At 42.1% G+C, this 23,191-nt stretch carries 17 protein-coding genes; all 17 read left to right on the forward strand.

Annotated features, from left to right (window positions below):
- Nucleotides 1-181 precede the first annotated feature (181 nt).
- The 17 genes from JXR81_10040 to JXR81_10120 all read left to right on the forward strand — a co-directional run bounded on the left by JXR81_10040 (nt 182) and on the right by JXR81_10120 (nt 22,470).
- The gene (locus JXR81_10040; protein ID MBN2755182.1) at nt 182-3,451 is read left to right on the forward strand and encodes a tetratricopeptide repeat protein; all 3,270 of its coding nucleotides are present in this window, start codon (nt 182-184) and stop codon (nt 3,449-3,451) included.
- Complete coding sequence (locus JXR81_10045; protein MBN2755183.1) at nt 3,448-4,545, forward strand: hypothetical protein; 1,098 nt, start codon at nt 3,448-3,450, stop codon at nt 4,543-4,545. The genes JXR81_10040 and JXR81_10045 overlap by 4 nt, the downstream gene beginning before the upstream one ends.
- 82 nt (nt 4,546-4,627) lie before the next feature.
- Complete coding sequence (locus JXR81_10050; GenBank protein ID MBN2755184.1) at nt 4,628-5,164, forward strand: toxin-antitoxin system YwqK family antitoxin; 537 nt, start codon at nt 4,628-4,630, stop codon at nt 5,162-5,164.
- Between the two features lie 61 nt (nt 5,165-5,225).
- Complete coding sequence (locus JXR81_10055) at nt 5,226-6,014, forward strand: hypothetical protein (GenBank protein MBN2755185.1); 789 nt, start codon at nt 5,226-5,228, stop codon at nt 6,012-6,014.
- A gap of 72 nt (nt 6,015-6,086) precedes the next feature.
- Nucleotides 6,087-8,699, forward strand: coding sequence for a preprotein translocase subunit SecA (gene secA / locus JXR81_10060; GenBank protein ID MBN2755186.1), 2,613 nt, complete (start codon nt 6,087-6,089; stop codon nt 8,697-8,699).
- Nucleotides 8,700-8,823: 124 nt separating this feature from the next.
- Nucleotides 8,824-9,810, forward strand: coding sequence for a hypothetical protein (locus JXR81_10065; protein MBN2755187.1), 987 nt, complete (start codon nt 8,824-8,826; stop codon nt 9,808-9,810).
- A gap of 3 nt (nt 9,811-9,813) precedes the next feature.
- Nucleotides 9,814-11,307 (forward strand): HAMP domain-containing protein, encoded by a 1,494-nt coding sequence (locus tag JXR81_10070; protein ID MBN2755188.1) that lies wholly within the window; start codon nt 9,814-9,816, stop codon nt 11,305-11,307.
- 79 nt (nt 11,308-11,386) lie between these two features.
- A complete protein-coding gene (locus JXR81_10075; protein ID MBN2755189.1) occupies nt 11,387-12,745 on the forward strand; it encodes a sigma-54-dependent Fis family transcriptional regulator in 1,359 nt (452 codons plus the stop codon).
- 583 nt (nt 12,746-13,328) lie between these two features.
- Complete coding sequence (locus JXR81_10080; GenBank protein MBN2755190.1) at nt 13,329-13,751, forward strand: hypothetical protein; 423 nt, start codon at nt 13,329-13,331, stop codon at nt 13,749-13,751.
- A gap of 74 nt (nt 13,752-13,825) precedes the next feature.
- The gene (locus JXR81_10085) at nt 13,826-14,266 is read left to right on the forward strand and encodes a response regulator (GenBank protein ID MBN2755191.1); all 441 of its coding nucleotides are present in this window, start codon (nt 13,826-13,828) and stop codon (nt 14,264-14,266) included.
- Between the two features lie 134 nt (nt 14,267-14,400).
- Nucleotides 14,401-16,275 carry a FecR domain-containing protein gene (locus JXR81_10090; GenBank protein ID MBN2755192.1) on the forward strand — a complete coding sequence of 625 codons (1,875 nt, stop codon included), beginning with the start codon at nt 14,401-14,403 and terminating at the stop codon, nt 16,273-16,275.
- A 35-nt stretch (nt 16,276-16,310) separates the two neighbouring features.
- Entirely contained in the window at nt 16,311-16,817 is a 507-nt protein-coding gene (locus tag JXR81_10095; protein ID MBN2755193.1) for a DUF3106 domain-containing protein, read from the forward strand.
- A gap of 57 nt (nt 16,818-16,874) precedes the next feature.
- Nucleotides 16,875-17,801 (forward strand): hypothetical protein, encoded by a 927-nt coding sequence (locus JXR81_10100; GenBank protein MBN2755194.1) that lies wholly within the window; start codon nt 16,875-16,877, stop codon nt 17,799-17,801.
- A 65-nt stretch (nt 17,802-17,866) separates the two neighbouring features.
- Entirely contained in the window at nt 17,867-19,135 is a 1,269-nt protein-coding gene (locus tag JXR81_10105; protein ID MBN2755195.1) for a hypothetical protein, read from the forward strand.
- A 2-nt stretch (nt 19,136-19,137) separates the two neighbouring features.
- Nucleotides 19,138-20,490, forward strand: coding sequence for a HAMP domain-containing histidine kinase (locus tag JXR81_10110; GenBank protein ID MBN2755196.1), 1,353 nt, complete (start codon nt 19,138-19,140; stop codon nt 20,488-20,490).
- Entirely contained in the window at nt 20,487-21,812 is a 1,326-nt protein-coding gene (locus tag JXR81_10115; protein ID MBN2755197.1) for a sigma-54-dependent Fis family transcriptional regulator, read from the forward strand. The genes JXR81_10110 and JXR81_10115 overlap by 4 nt, the downstream gene beginning before the upstream one ends.
- A complete protein-coding gene (locus JXR81_10120) occupies nt 21,805-22,470 on the forward strand; it encodes a hypothetical protein (GenBank protein ID MBN2755198.1) in 666 nt (221 codons plus the stop codon). The genes JXR81_10115 and JXR81_10120 overlap by 8 nt, the downstream gene beginning before the upstream one ends.
- Nucleotides 22,471-23,191: the final 721 nt, after the last annotated feature.

The raw sequence follows: 23,191 nt of genomic DNA on the forward strand, positions 1-23,191 counted from the left end.
CCTGTTTGGTTTTCTCAGCAAAAACCATTGTAATACAGGTTAGGAACCCCTTTTACTTAAATTACACACAAAAGCATACAACAACATCCATTATTTCCCCTTTAATTCTTCCGTCTGTTCCTATATAATGAATAAAATTAGACGGGGAGAAATAAAAAATGATAAAAAAGGCCGGAATAAAATGAAGATTTCAGACGACTTTCTGAACATTTTCCAGTCTGTTTTTCCCCCTGATAAACACTCTTTTGAATTTGAAAACTCAGTTTTTGGACTGTCAAAACTTATTGACCCTGAAAACAGCGAAGGCGAAGCGCGTGCAGCGCTTGGCTCTATGTCCGCGGAACTGCGAAAAAAAATTTCCGGGGATCCGATGCCAAAAGAAAAGATACAGATATTTAATTCCGTCTTTTTCGGCGAATGGGGTTTTAAAGCCGATTCAAAAGCGGATGATTTTTTCGCGGGCAAAATAAAAAAAGAAAACCTGGCCCTTCCATATGAACTGTTTAAATATGTTTCCATTCCACAGGTAATAAAAAATAAAACAGGCATTTCCTGCACCATAGGGCTTATCTACCTTATGCTTGCCGAATCGCTTTATATCCCGGTTTATGGAGTTGTCTCTACCGTGCATTTTATGCTCCGCTATGACGACGGCAATACAAAATTTGACATTAATATAATGGATAACGGCGCGCTGCGGGAATCACCAAGGGCGGTCAGGGACGAAATCATTTACGGAAAAACCCTGGAACATTACCATAGCGCCGGCATTTATATTACAAAAATTGCCCGGCTGCTTGAAGCCGAAAACCATCACGCGCAAGCCGCCCCTCTTTTAAAAAGGTCTGTTGAAATCAACCCCGACCTGGCGGAAACGCATTACATAATGGGGCATTCGGCTTACATGCAGAATAATCCCGCTTTGGCGGAAGAAAAGTTTAAAAAAGCCGTTGACATAAATCCCATATACGCCGAAGCATATTTCTCGCTTGGCGTGGTCTGTTATAAAGCCGGCAAAAAAGATGAAGCCATTTCCTGGTTCAAGAAAGCCACGGGTATACGGCCGGATTTCGCGGAAGCCCACTATATAATGGGAATGATACACGCTTCCGAAAAAAGGATAGAAGACGCAAAAGAACATTTTGCCGAAACGCTTGAACTGAATCCGGCGCATACCGACGCTTTCTATAAGCTGGGGCTTTTATATTACGCGGAGAGGGATATGGCGCGCGCAGAGGCGGCTTTCAGTAAAATAACGCAAATTAACCCCGCTTTCGCGCCTGCCTGGCTTAACCTTGGGCTTATCTATGAAAGCAGAAAAATGGGCGCTGACGCGGAAAAATTTCTGCAAAAAGCCGTGGAACTTGCCCCGGAAAACCAGACTTATAAATTTTACCTTGGCAGGCTTTATTATGCCGCCGGTAATTATGGCATGGCCGCTGAGTATTTTTCAAAAGCCGCCGAATCAAAAGAACTGCATGATAAAATTCATTTCCAGCTGGGCGCTTGCCTTTATTATTCCGGCAATGAAAAAGCGGCGGAAGAAGAACTTAAAAACTGCCTTCACCACACGCCGCCGGACATAAATGCCGTGCTTATGCTTTCGGAAATTTCCGAAAAAACAAACAGGGATAATGAAGCGGAAAAATACATTGACCTTGTTTTAAAAACAGACCCCGAAAACAAAACCGCTTTATTTAAATCCGCCCTTATACACTATAAGAAAGGGAAAAAAGACGACGCAGAAAAGAAACTTACCATACTTACGGAAAAAGACCCGTCAAATCATAATGCCCTGCAGCTTTTAGGGGATATCCACTTTGAAAAAGGCGATTTTGAAAAGGCATCCGTATATTATACTTCAGGGATGAATATATCCACGGGCTGCAGCGGCTGCCATTACGGCCTTGCGCTCTGCTGTAAAAACCTGAAAAAAGAAAACGAAGCCATGATTCATCTTGAAGCCATTATAAAAAATAACCCCGGATACAAAGACACAGCAATGCAGTTAAGCGCGCTTTACGCTCAGGCAGGAAGAAAAGAGGACAGTGAGAATATACTGAAAACCGCGATAAACTCTTCCGGCGGCGGGGCTGATATTCATTATAAAATGGGTATAATTCATATGGAAAAAAATGAAACCGATAACGCCGTAAAAGAATTTCAAGAAGCCCTTAATCTGGATTCAAAACACGCCCTAAGCCATATCTGCCTTGCTGAAATCTACTTTGATAAAAACCGTTTTGAAGATTCCCGGAAACATTTCGAAAACGCGCTGAAACTTCTTCCCAATGACGCCTTAATTAACTTTAAAGCGGCTAAGCTTCTTATAAAAGAAAAAAATTACGCGCAGGCGGAACAGCACCTTAATAAAACAGTCTCAGCGGAGCCTTCCAATCTGCAGGCGCGTTTTGACCTTGCGGTATGCCTTAAAAATATAGGCAAACTGGACAAAGCATCTGATGTACTTGAAAAACTTACGCAGGAAGCGCCGCTTGTGCCGCAATACCACTCATTTTTAGGCCATATATTAATAGAAATAAATAACAATTCCGGCGCGCTGAAAGCTTTTGAAAAAGCCCTTGAACTTGCGCCTGATGACCCGCAGATGATTACCAACATCGCGGACTTAAGTTTTGCGGAAGGAAATTACGAAAACGCCGGTGAAAAATATCAGATGCTTATAAAAAAGAGCCCCGATTTTATACCCGCTTATACCGGGCTTGCAAAAGCGCTTAAAGGGCAGGGGCAGTTTTTGCAGGCGGCAGAAGCGCTTAACGGCGCGCTTAATTTCGCAAAAGACCGTATCCCGCTTTTAAAAGAGATTGCCGCGGCATACACATCCGCCGGCAAATACGATGAAGCGGAACAGACATATATAAAGATACTTCAGGAAGGCCCGGGCGAAACAAAGTCCAGGCTGGCTTTGGCAACGGTATATTTTAACGAAAAAAAATACGCGCAGGCGCTTGAAAATTACGCCGCCTATCTTAACGCAAAACCGGACGACCTTAATGCGGGATATAATTACGCCGTCTGCCTTCAGGAACTTAAAAAAACAGATGAAGCCATGGAATATTTTAAAAAATTAACGGTAAAAAATCCCGGCTTTGAAAAAGCATGCGTAGCACTTGCAAAAATATCTCTTAGGCTTGCAAAATACGAAGACGCCGAAGACGCCGCAAAAAAAGCGGTAGAACTTAATAAAAATGACCCTATGCACCATTTTCTGCTTGCTCACATACTGCATGAACAGGTAAAATACAATCCCGCGGAAGAAGCTTATAAAACCGCGGCCTCGCTTGCGCCAAAAAACGCTGAAATACTGTATGATTTCGGATTTTTATACCACGAACAGGGCAAATATAAAGAAGCGGAAAAAATATTCAGGACATTACTGGAACTTGACCCGTCATATCACGCAAAAATAGAAAGCAGGAAAAATAAATGAAATTATCAGCACTGTCTTTAATAATGTTTTTAACGTCAGCAAACCTTTTTGCAGGCAGTCAGTTTACGGCTGAACCATATAAAGAGATACGCTTGGCGATACTTCCGGCTTCATCTGTTGTTTTTCTGTCATCTGATAACGATATTGCGGCGGCTTATCTTGACGGCGCAATCAGGACGCTTGACCTTAAAGAAGCAAAGGGCATACTTAAAATGCCCTCGGGCAGCCCTGTATCCGCCCTTGCGTATTCCTTAAACGCGAATATTCTTATATCATCCGACTATTCCGGCGCTGTAAAATTATGGGATGTTTCAACCGGCAATATTTTAAAAAACCTGCAGACATCGGATACCGCCGCCTTATCCTGTGCGGCCAATAATGACGGCAGTTTATTCGCGGCAGCATCATCCAACAAAGCTTATATTTACAGTTTTAAAACCCATAATAAGGTAAAAGAACTTTCTCCTTCGGCTAACGCAATTTACAGTAAAGTTGACTTTTCCGGAGATAAAAAAAGGTTTCTTGCCGCTTCAGGCAGCATAATAGATGTTTTTAATACATCCAAAAGCACGGGCATTAAAAATATGTTTTTGCCCGGCAGCATCAACATAAAAAAAGAACTCTTTATAACTCACGGCCAGCCGGTAAATTCAGCTGTATTTTCATCCGATTCTTCTCTTATTGCCGCGGGCGGAAACAGTAATTTATTAAGCGTGTACAGGACTGAAGACGGATTCAAACTGTGGTCAGACGCCTCTTTTAGCGGCGGCATCCGGGGCATTGCTTTTTCGCCGGGTTCAAAATACCTTGCCGCGGGGGACAGCAGCGGCAGGATTATTTTTTACAATTCAAAAAACGGCGCAAAACTTTCAGAAATTAACCTGCCGTCCAAAGTTTACAGTATAGCTTTCTCTGCGTCAGGAAAGTTCTTTGCGGCAGGAATGGGCAGCGGTATTGTAAAAGTGTGGAAAACCCCCAAAGACGCTAAAAAGATTAAAATAGATTTTTCAGGATTAAAGACAGCCTTGATTTCCATACTTGCCGCTTTAATCCTCTTATTTATTATATTCTTAAAACTCAGGTCAAAAAAATAATATCAAATTATGAATTTTATTAGTTTATTTACAAAAAGTAATAAACATTATATAATTATTGTTATAAATTACAGGGAGATTTATGGACCTTTTAACCACGACAGTACAGGCAAACATACAGCGTTTTTTTAAGAATGGCAGGCCGGCAGCCACCTGGCATTACAGCAGCGACGGCACAATTAAACGCGAAGGCGAAAAAATAAGCGGCGTAGTCCGTATGTACAATGACAACGGCGCCCTTATGTCAGAAATGACCTATAAAAACAACAACTTAAACGGCCGTTTTTCCCTTTTTTCCGACAGCGGTTTTCTGGAAGAAGAAGGGGAATTTAAAAACAACGGGCTTCACGGCGGCTATTCACAGTATTATCCCGCCGGGAAAATAAAACTTCAGGGCACTTACCGCAATGGCATGAAGCACGGAGTTTTCAGATTGTTCTACGAAACCGGCATTATGGAAGAAGAAGAGTCATACAAAAACGGCGTGCTTGACGGCAACTATGTGTCGTTTTATCCAAACGGAGTGATAGAAACCGAAGCCGCTTATAAAAACGGCAAGCTGACAAAAATCACCCAGTTTGACGCCAACGGCGCGGTAAAAAAACAGGAAAAGTATTAAAACATATTAATAAATCAGCTGTTATGTTATTATTATTAAATTATAATTTTTGGAGGATACAATGCTTAAACGCTTTTCTGCATTCATAGTAACTATAGTACTTTTCCTGCCCGTGTACATAATGGCGGGGCTTTATGATAATGATGATGACCTTATTCAGGTGGATACCGTTGAAGAACAGTCAACCGGCAGCCTTCTTAATTCTTCAATTGTAAAACCTCCGCCTACGGCAGTGCCCGCGCCTACCGCAAAACCGACGCCCAAACCCACGCCAAAACCGGCGCCAAAGCCCAAAAAGAAAACCGTATATAAACCCGCTCCAACGCCAAAGCCCACTCCCGTTCCCACAGTTGCGGCCCTTCCTAATTTTCAGGTGGCATCGCTTTCTGTGGAAGAAGTGGTGATAAATAAAAACTCCGCCAATTATTACGGAATGCTTCCGCTTTTAACAGGCGAAAAGAAACTAAGGCTGACCATGGCAATAGAAAACATCGGCCAGGGTTCCGCAATGAATACAACAGCCGAACTGCGCGCGGCGCATCCAAGGATAATGATTACCGAGAACATAAAAAACCTTCAGACAATCCTTAAAGGCGAAAAGAAAGAACTGTATTACAACGTGGAAAGGATCACCGGATACGACGGCCCGGTTAACATACAGCTTACACTTAAATTAACATCAGGAAATATTGAAAAAATATTTCCGCTTGAAGTATTCGCGGAACCTTTTAACCCGATGATAATATACGCCATTCTTGCGGGAATTATCCTGCTTATCATAATCATTATACTTATCATCCTTAAATCCAGCGGAAAAAAGAAGAAAAGCAAAGACTACACACTGGAATAAACCGCTTTTCAAAATTAATCATTAATTAAAAACAACGCGGCTTAAAGCCGCTTATAACGAGAGGACATAATTATGCTGAATTTTTTCAAACAGATATTCGGAACCAGAAATGACAGGGAAATAAAAAAACTGCAGCCCATGGTTGATATAATTAACGAAATGGAGCCTCAGGTATCCGCAATGACAGATGATGAACTGCGCGGGGAAACTGTAAAATTTAAAGAACGGTTAAAAAACGGGGAAACCCTTGAAGATATACTGCCCGCGGCTTTCGCGGTTGTAAGGGAAGCCGGCAAAAGGACGCTTAATATGCGCCATTTTGACGTTCAGCTTATGGGCGGTATGGTTTTAAATTCCGGTAAAATAGCGGAAATGAGAACAGGTGAAGGAAAAACCCTTGTTGCCACCCTTGCCGTATATTTAAACGCGCTTACAGAAAAAGGCGTGCATGTAATAACGGTAAATGACTACCTTGCGGAACGCGACAGTATGGGTATTGGAAATTTCCGCGGAATGGGAGAGATATACCGCTTTCTGGGGCTTACAGTGGGCTGCATAAAAAACAACATGCCCAATGCCCAAAGAAAAGAAGCTTACGCATGCGACATAACATACGGCACAAATTCAGAATTCGGTTTTGACTATTTAAGGGACAATATGGCCGTGTATCCGGAAGAACGCGTACAGCGTAAACTGTATTACTGCATAGTGGACGAAGTGGACAGTATTTTAATAGATGAAGCCAGGACGCCGTTAATTATTTCCGGCCCGGGCGAAGAATCAACCGACATGTATTACCGAATAGACCGCATAATCCCCAAGCTTGTAAAGGAACGCGATTATGTCATTGATGAAAAAGCGCATAACGCCACGCTTACCGAAGCCGGCGTTACCACCGCGGAAAAACTGCTTGAAATTGAAAACCTTTACGAACCGCAGCACATAGAAACAGTGCACCACATAAGCCAGGCATTAAAAGCGCACACGCTTTTCAAGCGCGACAAAGATTACATTGTAAAAGAAGGAAAAGTGACCATTGTTGACGAATTCACAGGAAGGCTTATGCCGGGGCGCAGATGGTCGGACGGGCTGCACCAGGCAGTGGAAGCAAAAGAGCGCGTAAAGATAGAACGCGAAAACCAGACGCTTGCCACCATTACAATTCAGAACTATTTCAGGATGTATGAAAAACTTGCCGGCATGACCGGTACAGCGGAAACAGAAGCCGAAGAATTCTGGCAGATTTACAAACTTGACGTTATAGTGGTTCCGACAAACAATCCAATGGTAAGAAAAGACCAGGCTGATATGATTTACCTTAACGAAAAAGGCAAATATAAAGCCATTGCCAATGACATTATGGAACGTTACAAAAAAGGGCAGCCCGTGCTTGTGGGTACCACCTCTATCGCGAAAAACGAGCATTTAAGCGAACTTTTAAGAAAACGCGGCGTAAAACACGAACTGTTAAACGCGAAAAACCACGAACGTGAAGCTGAAATTGTTTCCATGGCGGGCAAGGCCGGCGCCGTCACGGTTGCCACCAACATGGCAGGGCGAGGCACCGACATTAAGCTTGGCGAAGGCGTGTTTGAACTTGGCGGGCTTTACGTAATAGGCACGGAACGCCATGAAAGCAGGCGAATAGATAATCAGTTAAGGGGGCGTTCCGGAAGGCAGGGCGACCCCGGCGAATCGCGTTTTTTTATTTCGCTTGAAGACGACCTTATGCGTATTTTCGGGTCGGAAAAAATAAAGGGCATGATGACCGGGCTTGGCATGACAGAAGACGAAGAAGTTCAGCATCCGTGGATAAGCAAATCAATAGAGCGCGCCCAGAAATCCGTTGAAGGGCATAACTTTTCCATAAGAAAACACCTGCTTGAATATGACGATGTCATGAACCAGCAGAGGACAGCCATATATTCAAGGCGCCAGCTTATCCTTGAGGGCGCGAACATTAAAGACACCATAGTTGAAATGATATCAGAAGTGACTAAAGACATTATTTTTGACATAGCGCCTGAAAAAGTTTATCCCGAAGAATGGGACTACGAACAGCTTAAAGCCAGGCTTTTTTCAACATATGGCGTGGAATATTCAATAGACCCAAAGACAAAAGACGTATCGCAGCTTACACGGGAAATACTTGAAGAAGACGTATTTAACCTTGTTAAAGAAGCTTATGATAAAAAAGAAAAATCCCTTGGCGAAGGGCTTATGAGGGAAATTGAAAGAAGCATCTTTTTGCAGGTCATTGACACCAAATGGAGAGAACACCTGTACAATATGGACCACCTTAAAGAGGGCATCGGGCTTAGGGCGTATGCTCACAAAGACCCGTTGATAGAATACAAAAAAGACGGCTTTGACATGTTTCAGTCAATGATGGTCAGCCTTGAACACGAAACCGTGGAATTTGTTTTCAGGGTTCAGGTGGTAAACGAAAACCAGCTTGGACGCAGGCAGGCAAGTTCCCGCACGCAGGAACTGCGCCCCGAATTTTCAATGCCCACGGCACAGCAGCCCGCAAAACTGGACGAAAGGGAGATGTACGCCAATTCAGGGGAAGCCCCGTCCAAAGTGGAAACAATAAGGCGCGACCAGCCCAAAATAGGCAGAAACGACCCATGCCCGTGCGGAAGCGGAAAAAAGTACAAGCTTTGCTGCGGCAAGAACAAATAATATATTATATTAAAACATCACATAGATATTTAGTTTTTTGATATAATACAACTGATTGATTGTATTATAACTTTAATGTGTTATTATTATTAAAGGAAATTAATATAATTATCAGGGGCTTATTATGAAAAAGTTATTCCTATTTTTGATAATTTTATATCTGGCCGCGTTTTTTATAAGCTGTAAAAAAACTTCAGAACCGGTTTCAAAAATATCAGTACACGGGAAAAAAATTTTCATTATTGATTCTTACCACCCTGAATACATCCCAAATATGATGAGCCGGAATTCAGCGCTTAAAATCCTTCGGTCGGAAGGTATCGAAGTCCGGATCTTCTACATGGACTCGAAAAACATTACTGGTAAGAATAAATTACAGGAAAAAGCCAAACAGGCTGTAACACAAATAAATCAATACAAACCAGATGTAATTCTTGCATTTGATGACGCGGCAAGCAAATATGTAATAGCGCCATATTTCAAAAATTCTGATATTCCCGTTGTATTTAACGGCGTAAATTGGGATGAAAAAAAATATGGATACCCGTACAAAAACGCCACAGGCCAGGTTGAAGTGGAGCTTCTTCTTGAGCTTATAGAAGCAATGAAAAAGTATTCAACAGGCAGTAAAATCGCAATGCTGACCGGCGACACCCTGACGGACAGAGATTCGCTTAAATACTATAATCAAATTCTTAAATTATCATTTTCAGAAATCCGATTTGTATCAGATTTTGAATCATGGAAAAACGCTTTCCTGGAGATGCAGAAAACTTCTGATGCTTTGCTCTTAAGAAACAATTCCGGAATAAAAAACTGGGACAATTTAGAAGCGGAACTTTTTGTGAAAAATCATATACAGAAAATAACCGGCACCGTATCAACACACCTTGAAAACATTTCCGTTATTAGCTACGCCAAAGATAATTTTGAATTCGGAGAATATTCAGCTTATACCGCGCTTGAAATCCTTAAAGGTAAAAAACCTTCTGAAATACCGGTAACCCGGTCCAACCGCGCCGAAATCATATTAAACATGAAACTGGCCAAGAAACTTGGGATTATCTTCCCGATGGAGCTTATTGACCAGGCCCGTTTTGCGGGGGAATGAACAATGAAAAGACGCACATCAATAACCACAACCGTTTTTATTATTGCGTGTATTACTTTGATTTTTTCTTCCGCTATTTTTATTCTGCTAACAAATACCGCCCTTGCAAGGATGATAAACAACAGCAGGACAGAGGTTGTAAACTACAGATTTGACGGGATTATAGGAATTCTTGAAAGGAAAAATGACAGATTAAAACTCTCACATAACATTCCAATTTACATTAAAGCTTTTCAGGATTCAGCCCTGCTTGACATACACAAAACCTACTGCATAAATATGGAAAACGGAGCCTCTTTTACCATTATACAAAGGGACGGCGTTTCACTGTCGCATCCGGCGCACAAAGAGATTCTGCGGGCTTTTATTCCCGATTCAATAAAAAACAGGATAATCGCGAAGGGCAGCGGACAATTTAACGAAAAAATCAACGGGGTCAGTTACTGGTTTGTTTTCAGGCATTATCCGGCATGGGACTGGTATATAATTTATACCGTTCCTTTAAAAGATAAATACTCTGAAATACGCCCTTTTTATCTGGGATTTGTGGCATCAGGCGGGGCTTCTTTTTTTGCCGGGCTGCTGCTGCTTACGCTGTTTGTCTATAGGTCTTTGCTGCCGGTTACAAAGCTTACAAAAGCAACAGAAGCCATTGCCGCCGGAGATCTGAATTACGCGATTGAAATTCAGGGCAACAACGAAATTGCCGTACTGGCTGAAAATTTTGAAAAAATGCGCGTAAGTATTAAAGATAAAATCACCGAACTTGAAAAAACAATGATAGAATTAAAGCGTTCCAACGAAGACCTTGAACAGTACGCTTATGTTTCATCACACGACCTTAAAGAACCGCTTCGCATCCTTCGCCTGTATTCGGAGCTTATAGAGAAAAAATTCGGCCCGTCACTTAACGCGGAAGGTAAAGAGATGCTTGGCTTTATTTCCACCGCGGCTTCGCGTATGACAACGCAGATTCACGACATTCTGGAGTATGCCAAAGCCGGGCGCTTTGACAGCGGTATTGAAAGTATTGATATTAATAGCCTGATAAGCCGGTTAACAGATTTATATCAGCAGATGCATCCAAACGCGTTAATAACGTATAAAACGGAATTTGATAAGTCTTTCCGGATTGAAGGGGACAGCACAGGGCTTGAACAGGTCTTATCAAACCTTATTGAAAACGCGCTTAAATATAACAGGTCACCCCGGGCTCAGATAAATATAACCGCCGCCATAAAGGACGGCAGCGTGGAATTTGCGGTTGCCGATAACGGCATTGGTATTAATAAAGTTTACTTTGATAAAATCTTTGAAATCTTTGAAAGCCTTCATCCCAGAGATAAATTTCCCGGCACCGGAATAGGGCTGGCACTGTGTAAAAAAGTTGTGGAGCGCCACGGCGGAAAAATCTGGGTTGAATCCGATGGAGAAGGAAGCGGCGGCTCTGTATTTAAATTTACGCTTCCCGTTAAACAGCATCACGCGGCAGATTGAATTTAACCGTTTATAACACCTGTAAAACCGCTATGTTAATTTATTCCCGCATTTGTTATAATGTTTAAAAGGGGATTAAATGAAAATACTTATTTATGTTTCAAAAGAAAAGGCGGATTATTTCAGACAACTGGTATCTTCCAATAATGCTGAATTTTTATACCTTGAAAAAAAGGAAAATTTTTCCGTACCTTCCGAAATTATCCCGTATTTTGACCTTGCCCTGATATCTCTTTCTTTTGACTTTGACACTTCTTACGCGCTTATACAACGCCTGCGCGATGAACGCAGCGGTTCAAAAGTGGCCGCAATAGCGGAAAGAAATGCGGCGGACGAAATTATGAATAAACTTTTTGAAATGGATATTGACGATTATTTTATCCTTCCGGATGATTCAAAACGCCTTATCTGGGCCATAGAAAAGCTTTCCGCCCCCAAAAACATTTTAAAACATACGGCAGACACGCAGGATGACCGCCTTGTAATAATAGGCGAATCTGAACCCGTTATAAATATGATGAAATTCATTAAAAAAACTGCGCCTTCCGGGCTTCCGGTTCTTATAGAAGGTGAAAGCGGCACAGGCAAAGAACTTATCGCCAACGCGCTTCACATTCAAAGCGCCCGTTCAGCCGGGCCCATTATCGCAATAAACTGCGGCGCTATGCCCCACGACCTTCTGGAAAACGAATTATTCGGCCATGAAAAAGGCGCGTTTACGGGCGCCGCGGGCCAGAAAAGGGGGCTTTTTGAACTTGCCGATAACGGCACTCTTTTTATAGATGAAATAGGCGAAATGGACAGCGCGTCTCAGGTAAAACTTTTAAGGGTACTTGAAACAGGAAGTTTCAGACGGCTTGGCAGCACCCAGGAACTGCATTCAGACGTCCGCATAATCGCGGCAACCAACAAAGTGCTTGAAGACGAAATTGCATCCGGAAGATTCAGGACAGACCTTTATTACCGGCTTTCGGTTTTAAGAATAGCCGTTCCGCCTTTAAGAAACCGGATAACAGATATCCCGCTGCTTATTAATCATTTTATAAATCAATCCGGCGCTGAAAAAAATATAGAAGAAGAAACACTGCAAGCATTAATGGCTTATACCTGGCCGGGCAACATACGCGAGCTTAAAAACGCCGTAAACAGCGCGGTTGTAATGTCAGAAGGGCAGGTTATAAAACTAAGCGACTTTCCCGAGGCCGTAAGAAGAAAGCAGCCTTTGCCCGCGCAGACTTCACAGGATGAAAGATTAAACGAAGGCGGTGACATTCAAAACACCGGAACTTTAAAAAACTTTATAGAGACAGCGGAAAAAGAATTTTTCATAAGGGCTTTAAACCGTTTTGGCGAAAATAAAACAGAAATGGCCAAAGCCCTGAATATAAGCAGAGATATGCTTTACAGGAAGTTAAATAAATACGGAATAGAGTATTAAAGAACGCAGCTCGGCAGCTCGGTAAGAACTAAAGATCGGTTTATCCGTGGTAGATGCGGGTCTTTAGCCCGCGGAAGATTAATTTAAAATAAAGCGTTTTAAACTATAAGCAGTTAAACAAAAGCGTAACCGTATAAGGACAGGAACAAACTTTGTATAAGGTGTTTCGCTTATGCTTAATTGCTTATCTGCTTTCTGCTTAATTCACGCAACTGTCATAAAAATCATACACCAACTGTTGCAAAATGGAGTTATGCAGCAGTAAACGTTCTGATTTCTCCCTTAAAAATAATAAAAAATACTCCGGCACGCATATTGCTTATATACATAACGTAAAGCGTTCTTATAAAACAAAACACAGATGACTCATGGCAGCACTGGACGATTTAACCCTCCCAACCCCCCTAATTCCCCAGTTCAGTGCTGCCACCTAAAAAATAACACTTAACATATAAAGCTCTTTAAAAGCTTAACAATTTACCTCATACTTCGGGCGGCACTGGCCGTTTTAACCCTCCCAAACCCCCAAATTCCCCTAATTCCAGTGCCACCCGGGTATAATAAAAATTATTCAGGAGATTTTATGGAACAGGAAACATCAACACAAAACATCAGGCTGACTGTTTTTTATTTCGGAAATCACGGCCCGATATTAAAAAGCCTTACAGAATTGCTGGAACCCGCAAGTTATTTAATCACACATTTTTACTCCAAAGACCTCCCCGAATATATTGACAAAATCAGCTGCGACTCTGTTATTTATACAATTTCCGGCAAATTAACACAGGCAGATCTTGAAAACCTTAAATTGCTTAAAAAACAGGATGACCTTCTTCCTGTTATAGTCATCAGTAATGACACCTGCAGGGAAACAGAGACAAAAATAAGGCAGCAGGGCATAATGTATTTTTTCACGGTGCCTTTTGAAAACGCCCATCTGATAAGCATTATTAAATCAGGTTCCGCCCTGTACAGAAAGAAAACAAACCTTTACAGTATAACTTAAATATCAATATTTACAGTTGTAAGGCGGAAATTTATAATGTAAAATATTTAAAGAACTAACAAGGAGACTTATTAATGGAAAATGTAACAATTTTAATAGTGGACGATAATCCTGTTGACGTACGCCTTACTATAGAGGCGCTTAAACAGAAAAATAAACACAATGAAATAATTGTACTTTCAGACGGGGAAGAAGCCCTTAATTTCCTGAACAAAAAAGGGCAGTATAAAAACGCGCCCGTGCCGGATGTAATTCTGCTTGACCTTAAAATGCCAAAAGTTAACGGGCAGGAAGTACTTGTACAGATAAAAAACGACCCAAAACTTTCTTCAATACCGGTCATTGTGCTTTCAAGCTCTGACGCGCCTTCTGATATTTCTGAAAGCTACTTAAACAAGGCAAACTGCTACATAACCAAACCATTTGATGTGGATGAATTCTTTAGAACAATTCAGGCAATTGAAAATCTCTGGTTTGACAGGGCAAAATTACCAACAGCACCAATCAAGAAATAAACTGCCCAAAAATACTCATTCCTGCCGGAAATCCGGCACCCTTCCCATAAAAACCCCTTATTTTTATAGCTTTTTTTCCGGCACGTATATTGCTATTAATATGATGCAGGAAAATAAAATTAGGAGGTAATAACATGAAAAACATAACACGAACACTCTTAGCGGTAATCTGCCTGGTATTTATGTCCTTAAACTTAAATGCGGCTTCAATTATTCACTCAATAGCCGTGGTATCCGATTACGGCGGAGAGGCGTATGTAACAGCGCCTGGCGCTAAAAAACGGGCTAACGCGTCTATAAGTATGCCTGTTTTTGAAGGCGCGTCAATAAAGACGCTTTCTGACAGTTACATTGAAATCACCTTTGACGACGCTACAATGGTTCGCCTTGAGTCCAATGCCGAACTTAAATTAACCGAACTGAAAAGAGACAAATCAGCAGTAACGGTTTTTAACCTTTTAAAGGGCCGCCTTCTTGCCGTTGTTGATAAACTTCGCGACACGGATTCCACATTTGAAATTCATACTAAAATGGCAGTCGCTGCCATAAAAGGGACAGAACTTGCAATAGACGCGGATGACAACGGCGCTTCACTTGGGGTAAACGAAGGGCTTGTGGCTTTTTTCGCGCAGGGAAACAATAATAGAATCATGGTTGGAAAAGGCAAAGAATCGCGCCTTAACAAAGGCGCTTTAAGGCCGTCTTCACCTTCAGATTTAAGCTCTATGTGGAAATTTGAACGCAGGTTTGATTCCATGAGGGAAGAAATAAAAGTAATAAGGCAGTTAAAACAGGAAAACGGCGATGCGGTTATTCAGTATATGATTAAGAAGAAACTTCAAAAAGAAGGCAAAACAGAAGGGAAAGCCGAAACTAAACTGACGCTTGGCGGAAAAGACGCGAATGACACAAAAAATGCGCAGTCACGCATACGTCACCACTTTAAAAACAAACTGCGCGGCGAAATGAACTCCGCTTTAAAACATTCCTGGGAAGATTTACGGTTTGTTAACGGCGAAATGAAAGCCGACCTTCATCTTGGCAAAAATATGACAGACGTTAAAGGCAGAAGGGTAAGAATTGAAGAGTATGTTTTCAGGCCCACACCGAACCAGGTGGACCTGCTTTCAATCACGCTTAGGGATGACAGAATAGATTACCTTCGCGCCATGAATATGTTTAATACGCCCCTTCCAAAAATAATACCCGCTTCAGCGTGGCAGAAAGCGTGGGTTTCTATTGATATGCCAAAGTTCTACAGGACACAGGAACGCGTCGTTATATCAAATACCGAACACCGCGTTGAAACGATGTTAAAATATGGTTATCAGGAAGCGGTAGTTGGCGGAAATGGTTATGAAATGGTAGTGTTCGATAATTATGCGGATGATAAATACCTGTTTGCGCAGCCAAAACAATTGGGTACAGATTCCGCTTTATGGGTGCTGCCCGAATATGAAAAAGCACTATGGATTGACGGCGACATAAAAGAACACCAGAAGTTTGTTGCAGACAGAACCATGCTATGGCAGCACGACCCAATGGAATACCGCTGGATAAAAATGGCAGACGACAAGACCTTTACAAACGAAGTAAGCTTAATTTATCCCGATAAGAGCGACATTGAATACGCCGCATGGATTTCCACGGGTTCCACAACAGGCAATACATTAAACCCTGAAGAAAACTATCTGGCGGTATCTAACAGCTTTGATGCAAACGCAGTAAAATTTGTCAAACTTACCGAAGCTCCAAACAAGCTGCTTAACTCTGACCTTAAATGGACTGAACTCAAAAGATACAACGACGGAAGCTGGTTAAAGACAGAAATGTATTTAATAAACGATTACGGTAAAATTCAGCAGTGGAACGGAACAGTCAGGGATTTTGCCGACATCATTAAATTCACCAACGTTGAACTTAACCTTACATCTTCCGCGTTCAACGGCCAGGATATAGATATAGTTTCCAAACTGCTATGGTGGACAATGTTAAACCCTAATAATTAAAATTTCCCCTTGAATGGGGCAAAAAGGAGGAAGAAATGAAAAAGATTATCTTGGCACTTGTAACAGGATTGCTCTTATCCGGCACCCAGCTTATCGCGGCAGAACAGACAGCACAGCAGGTACAGACAGCGGCACAGGAACAGGCATTTGAAACACTTGACCCGCAGCAGCAGGAACAGGTAATGGAAGAAACGCAGGCAAAATGGAAGAATATGTCAGAAGAAAAAAAACTTAAAGCAAAAGAAAAGACAAACGCAAAGTGGCAGAAAATGAACGGCGAACAGAAAGCAAAAGCCGCCAAAAAAGTTAAAGCAAAATGGGAAGGCTTAAACGAAGAACAGAAGAATCAGGCACGCGAAAGGGCAAGGGAAATGAAACAGGAAAGAGCAGGCAATCAGGACGGCAGCGGTAATAAAGAAATGAACAAAAACAAATCACAGAAAATGAATAAGAATATGTCCGAAACTCAGAAAGAACAGGCAAAAGAAAGGGTTCAGGAAAGAACACAGGAAAGGGCAAAATCAGGGTCAGGAAAAAGATAAATTCAGTTAAAAAGGGCCGCTTAAAAGCGGCCCTTTTTAATTTATAGGAGCCTTCTTTTGAGAAAAACATTACTGCCTTTAATATTTATTTTTTTTATTCCCACTTTTGCTCTGCCTTCAGATTTTACGGCAGAAATATTTTTTAACACATCAGGGACAAAAGGCATTTCAGCGGATATTTACGCGGAAATTGAAGACAGCGCGTTTATGATAACAGCACTTTATTCATTTTCATCAGTTGATACAAACGCGTTCTCGGCGGGGGCCTCTTACTACACCTCCATAAATGATATTTTTTCAGTTTTAGGCAATTATACATTTTATACCGGCAGCACTTATTATTCTCCGGCAACAGAAACAGCCGCAGAAGAAACCGGTTATCCTGTGGGGCTTATATCCCACGGCGTTTTAATTTTGCCTTCAATAACATTTGATTCCCTGGAAATAACACCCGGCGCGTCTTTTGCGGTAGATACCGTAAGTTATCCGGTGTTAAATGAAAATTATACCGGAAGAAGGGCTGATTCAGAAAAAAACCACATATCTTACACAACTACAGCGCCCGAACTGTCCGCTTCATATTATTTTGAAGATGATTTTACAGCCGCAATATCCGGAAGTTATATATTATATTCAATAAAACCGGCTGATATTTATGATGCCGCCGGAGCTACTTTAAATGTATCCGCGGAAGCGGCAAGCCTGGACGCGGCCGTTTCGTTTAAAAAATACTCCGCTTATGCTTCTTTTAAAAAAAAATTTGACCCATTGTCGCTTGCCCTTAAGTTATCATTTAAAGAATATCACATCCCCGAGGCAGGGCATTATATCTTCCATTCATATTCCGCGAATATTAAAGCGGGGTATCAATTTTCAGAGGATATGTCCGCGGAAATCCGCCCAGAATACAGTTTTCTACGTTATTCGGATAATTCCACAGGGAATAACTTATATATTTCTCTGTCGGTCACGCATAAATTTTAAAATTGAAATTATCAGTTTATAAGGTTATAATTAATCCATAAAAAAATATTCAAGGAGGCCTTTTTGTGAAGAAATTATATTTATCATTATGTTTTTTACTTTTAATTATAACCGGTATTTTCGCGTGGGAATTTACGCCCGCGCTTGACCTGAACGCCAGCCTTGCTTATCCTTATACTTCCGTTGATGAAGAACTTCAGAAAAAACTAAGCGGCGCCGCTGATGCCGCGGGTTCTTTTATGGTAAACACGGATTTATTGCCTCAGCTTTGGTTTATACCCACCGTTACTTTAAACTACGCCTCTACGGCACAGCCGCTTAACATAGACGACGAGCGGTTTCTGTTTTCACAGTGGCTGGACGCTTATATTTCTTACGGTTTTAACTATGAAATTAACCCGGGCGGCTGGGAATTAAGGCTTCGCGGCTTTTACAGAAAGGACTTTTCGCAGCAGACTCAGGATGAAGTTATCGGCAAAGGGCTTTATGATTATGCCGATAAAGGATTTTACCTTGAAAATATCAACATCTTTGACATCGGGGATATGGGTAATGAAATCGCGGCAGGGTTTAAATACACCGACAGGCGTTTTCCCAATTATTCAACCCTTGTATCAGACCCGTCCGTTCAGGAACTTATCGGCAGCAACACAAACCCCAACACATATACAAAAGAGAAAGACAGCCTTTCATACAACATCTACGCGTCTGATAACATCAAATGGGGAAGTTCCGGCTGGTTTACAAACTTTGAATTTTCATACGAATATACGCCCTATACCGAACAGAAAATCATTTACCTTGACGGAGTATTGACCGACGAACGCAGGGTTGATAAGTATTCACGCTTAACCCTTGAAATCCCTTATTACGCTGACGACTACAGCGGCATATCTTTCGGGTACGGGCTTACGGTAAAACTGACCAACCAGAACTATTACGATCAGCTTGGCACCACAGAACCCGAAGACGACAAATACATAAAAAATTACTACAATTATCTGGGGCACACGCTTAACTTCACCATACATTACGGCATCCCCGACCTGTTATTCAAAGGGCAGACCACAACCGCTGTTATTGCTTTAATGGTGGAAGCGGTTAACTATAACACCCGATATGCAAAGGATAAAGAAGGATTATACAAACCGGACCTTCAGAAAGACAACAATTACACTGTATCCCTTGACCTTAAACATTCAATATTTGAATGGTGGGAAATTTCAGCCAAAGCCTCATTTACGGATTATAATTCCAACATGCAGTATGAAACATTCGGCCTTTACAATTACAGCTATTTCACCGCGGGAATTGGTTCTTCCGTCAGTTTCTGAAAATGAAGCATAAAAAACTGCTTAAATGGGAAATTTTTACCGGCTTTGCCGCGATACTGCTTATTAATGTTTTTCTGCTGAACCTTTTTGTAAACACCGCTTTTAAAAACATCCTTGACGCGGAAACAGACAGCAGGTTAAAAGCGGTCGCGCAGCACATTGATTCATTCACGGAACCTATCATTTTTTCACTTTCAAAAGAGTACTCGTCAACCGGTGTATATTCGGTTTTTATGGAAACCCTTAAAAAGCAGGCCGCGCTCTGGAAAACCGATATAACCCTTTTTGGCAAAAACGGCGGTATAAGCGCTTCCACTTCACAGTCGCAGCCGCTTTTAGACAGTTATATTACGGCAATGGGGTCGCAGTATTCCGTCACTTTTTTTGACAACGGCGTACCAATAAAAAAGTATTACCATACCTATTCAAGAAATGGAAAAACTTACGGTACCATTACCCTTGAACAGAAAGGGGAGTCGCTTCAGGCTTTTACAAATATTAAAAAATCACAGCTGACTATAGTGGCGTTATTGCTTCTGGTTTCCATGATTCTGGCTTTTATATTCTCTTACTTTGTCACAAAAAGGATAGGGCAGACCGTTACCGCAATGGAACAGATTTCATCAGGCGCCGAAAAGAGCCCTTTAATACCGTCCGGATTTGACGAAATCACATACCTTCAGCAGGGGATAAATAATATGGTGGAAGCGCTTAAAGAATCACAGGAGACGCGTTTTAAAGAGATTCAGATAACCGCCATGGGGCTGGCGCACGAAATTAAAAACCCGGCCGCCGCGATTCACACCCTGGCAGAACTTATACAAAGGCCGGGACAGGAAAAAAACAGCGTAAAGCTTGCGGAAAAGATACGCGAAGAGATAATGAGATTGAATAACATAACCGACCGCTTTATACACTTTGCAAAAGAGGAAGATGTTATGCGCGAAGAAATTCCCGCAGCCGATTTTATGACGCTTATAACAGACCAGTACCCGGATGTGGAAATACAAGTGAACCCCCGGACAGCTTCTATAAACATAGACACGCTTTTAATGGAACGGGCGGTAAAAAATATTATTAAAAACAGCTACGAAGCAGGCGCTACGTCGGTTAAAATAACATATAACGAGCCCGCGCGCGCAATTACAATAACCAATAACGCGCAGTTAATTGACGCGGCCGCGGCAGAAAAAATATTCATACCGTTTTTTACCACAAAGCCCGGCGGCATGGGAATAGGCCTTGCAATTACAAAAAACATAATTGAAAAACACGGCGGCAGAATTCAATACAAATCAGAAAACGGCCTTAATGTATTTGTCATTACAATAGGGCAGAAAAAGGGTAAATTATGAACAGGGTGCTGCTTGTAGAAGATGAAAAAAACATACGCGAATCAGTGGAAACCGCGCTGTCAGACAGGTATGAAGTATCCGCCTTTGAATCCGCGGAAAAAGCCCTGACAGCTATGGCCGACAACGGATTTGATATTCTTATAACCGATATTAAACTTCCCGGGATGACCGGCATAGAACTGCTTTCAAAATTTAAAACATTAAGCCCGGATTCACCCGTAATTGTCATGACCGCTTTTTCTTCCATAAACAGCGCCATAGAAGCCATGAAAGCCGGCGCCGACGAATATGTCCCCAAACCGTTCTCGCTTGAAGAACTTGAAATAAAAACAGAAAACCTGCTTAAAATTAAAAAAATAAAAGAAGATAAAAACCTTTACGTAAGCCAGCAGGACAGCGCTTTTGGCGAAATAGCGGGTACAAGCCCGGAAATAAATTCAATAAAAACCAGCATTTCTAAAATAGCGGCAAACGATGTCACAGTTCTAATTACCGGAGAAACCGGCACAGGCAAAGAACTGATTGCGTACACCATACATAAATTAAGCGGCAGAAAAGGGCCTTTTGTGCCCGTCCACTGCGCCGCGTATGCCAAAGGCGTAATAGAGTCAGAGCTGTTTGGCCACGAAAAAGGCGCGTTTACCGGCGCCGACAAGCTAAGAAGGGGAAGAATAGAAACCGCGCAGGACGGCACGCTTTTTCTTGACGAGCTTGGCGACATTCCTTTGGACATTCAGGTCAAACTGCTGCGCGTACTTGAAAATAAAACTTATGAACGCGTGGGCGGCAGTAAATCATTATCCACAAACGCAAGGGTCTTGTGCGCCACAAACAGAAACCTTGAAGAACTTATAAAAAAAGGGGAATTCAGGGAAGACCTGTTCTACAGGGTAAATGTTTTCCCCGTTAATATACCACCTTTAAGGAACAGAAAAGAAGATATTCAGGCGCTTGCCGAAACATTCGCGTCAAAACACGGCAGGTTTAAATTTACACCGGCGGGCAAAAACGCGCTTCTATCATACGGCTGGCCGGGTAACGTAAGGGAACTGCAGAATATAATTGAACGCGCAGTGATATTGTCTGCCGGCAGCGAACTTAACATCACGGACGCCCTTGGAAAAACATCCGCTGAAGCGGAATCATCCGGAAACGGCGGCCTTGAAAATATGGTTGAGGCGTTTGAGAAAAAAATTATAGAAGCGTCTCTGAAAAACAATAATTACAACCAGACAAAAACATCAAAAGAACTGCAGATAAGCAGGACCACACTGCAGTACAAAATTCAGAAATATTCAATAACGGAGAAAACCGGTGATTAAAAAATGCATTTTTGTACTGATTACAATTTTAGCTTTCCGGCCGGCTTTACCTGCCGATGCGGCTTTAACCGGTTCGGCATATGAGTCTGTTAAAAAGCATCAGGCGCTGCTTGTGACAATTGCCGAAAAAGAAAAAATTCTCAACACTTTAAGGCTGAACCCGGCAAAGGCGTCTTTATGGAATTTCGCCGACAGAAACCGGCGCGAGCGCACAGTGCAGCGGCGCAGCCGGGTTATAAATGAAATTAACAGTTTAAAGCATCAAAGTGATCAGGTTAAACTGGAAATCCTTGGCCAAAGGCCCGGCTTGTACGAATCCTTAAAAAATCCCGCGGACATCACTGACAGCCTTATAACGGCCATAAATTATGGCGACAAACTGGAATTTGACCGCCTTGCGGCATACGAGTTTCTGGACCAGGCCAGCATAAGCCATACAAACAGCTCTGATAAGGCCGAACTGCTTAAAACCATATATACCAGGCAGGGACTGATTATAAACGACATAGATGCCTTGATATCCCGGCTAAAAGCTAAAAATACCGCCTTAAAAGCCGTTTCCGACGCATTTATAAGCGAAATTGACACACAGATACAGCAATTAGAGGAAATACGCGTAAAAGGGCAAATATCGCAGGATTTGATTAGAGACAAGTGACAGGTTGCAGTTTACAGCTGACAGGTTGCAAATGACAAGTTACAGCTGACAAGTTACAAGTAGAAATACAAAACAATTCAAGCCAATCATGGCAAAAACCACGAAACAAACGCACAGGTTTTCCACATACAAAACAAATATTCTCAACGTCGCATAATGTATCTTATGTTAACTAAGACTACTATCAAAACCAGCCGAATCTCGCGTTATCGTGTTACTGTTATTGTTTTTAATCTGTCTGTTTTTATTGGCGTTTTATGGATTTGTTAATTGTTTTTATAGCACGTGTTTATTGACGCAAACCGTTTTGGATAAACCTAAACATCGGTGTGAATTAGCAGTAATAAGTTATTCACATCCCCCCTGCTACGGGCACAGCTGGGAGGTACGGCAGCGTAGCAGCAGCTGGGTTGAAGCGAACATGTGATCGAAAATTAATGCGATGAAGCTGGTTTACGAGCATAAGAAGCACGGACCAGTTTGCAGGCTCGGTTATGATGGTTGTGCAATTTGCCATGGTAGACGCGGGTCTTTAGACCGCGGCAGTCAGGTTTAAAACCACGCACCCTAAAAGGGTGCGGCTACCAGAACAAGAACCATGCGGTTTAAGGTCACGGTAGGCGCGGCAGTTGGATTTAAAAACACGCACCCTAAAAGGGTGCGGCTACCGGAACAAGAACCATGCGGTTTAAGGTCACGGTAGGCGCGTGCATTTAAAGAC

The organism is Candidatus Goldiibacteriota bacterium (assembly GCA_016937715.1).
GTDB lineage: Bacteria > Oederibacteriota > PGYV01 > PGYV01 > PGYV01 > PGYV01.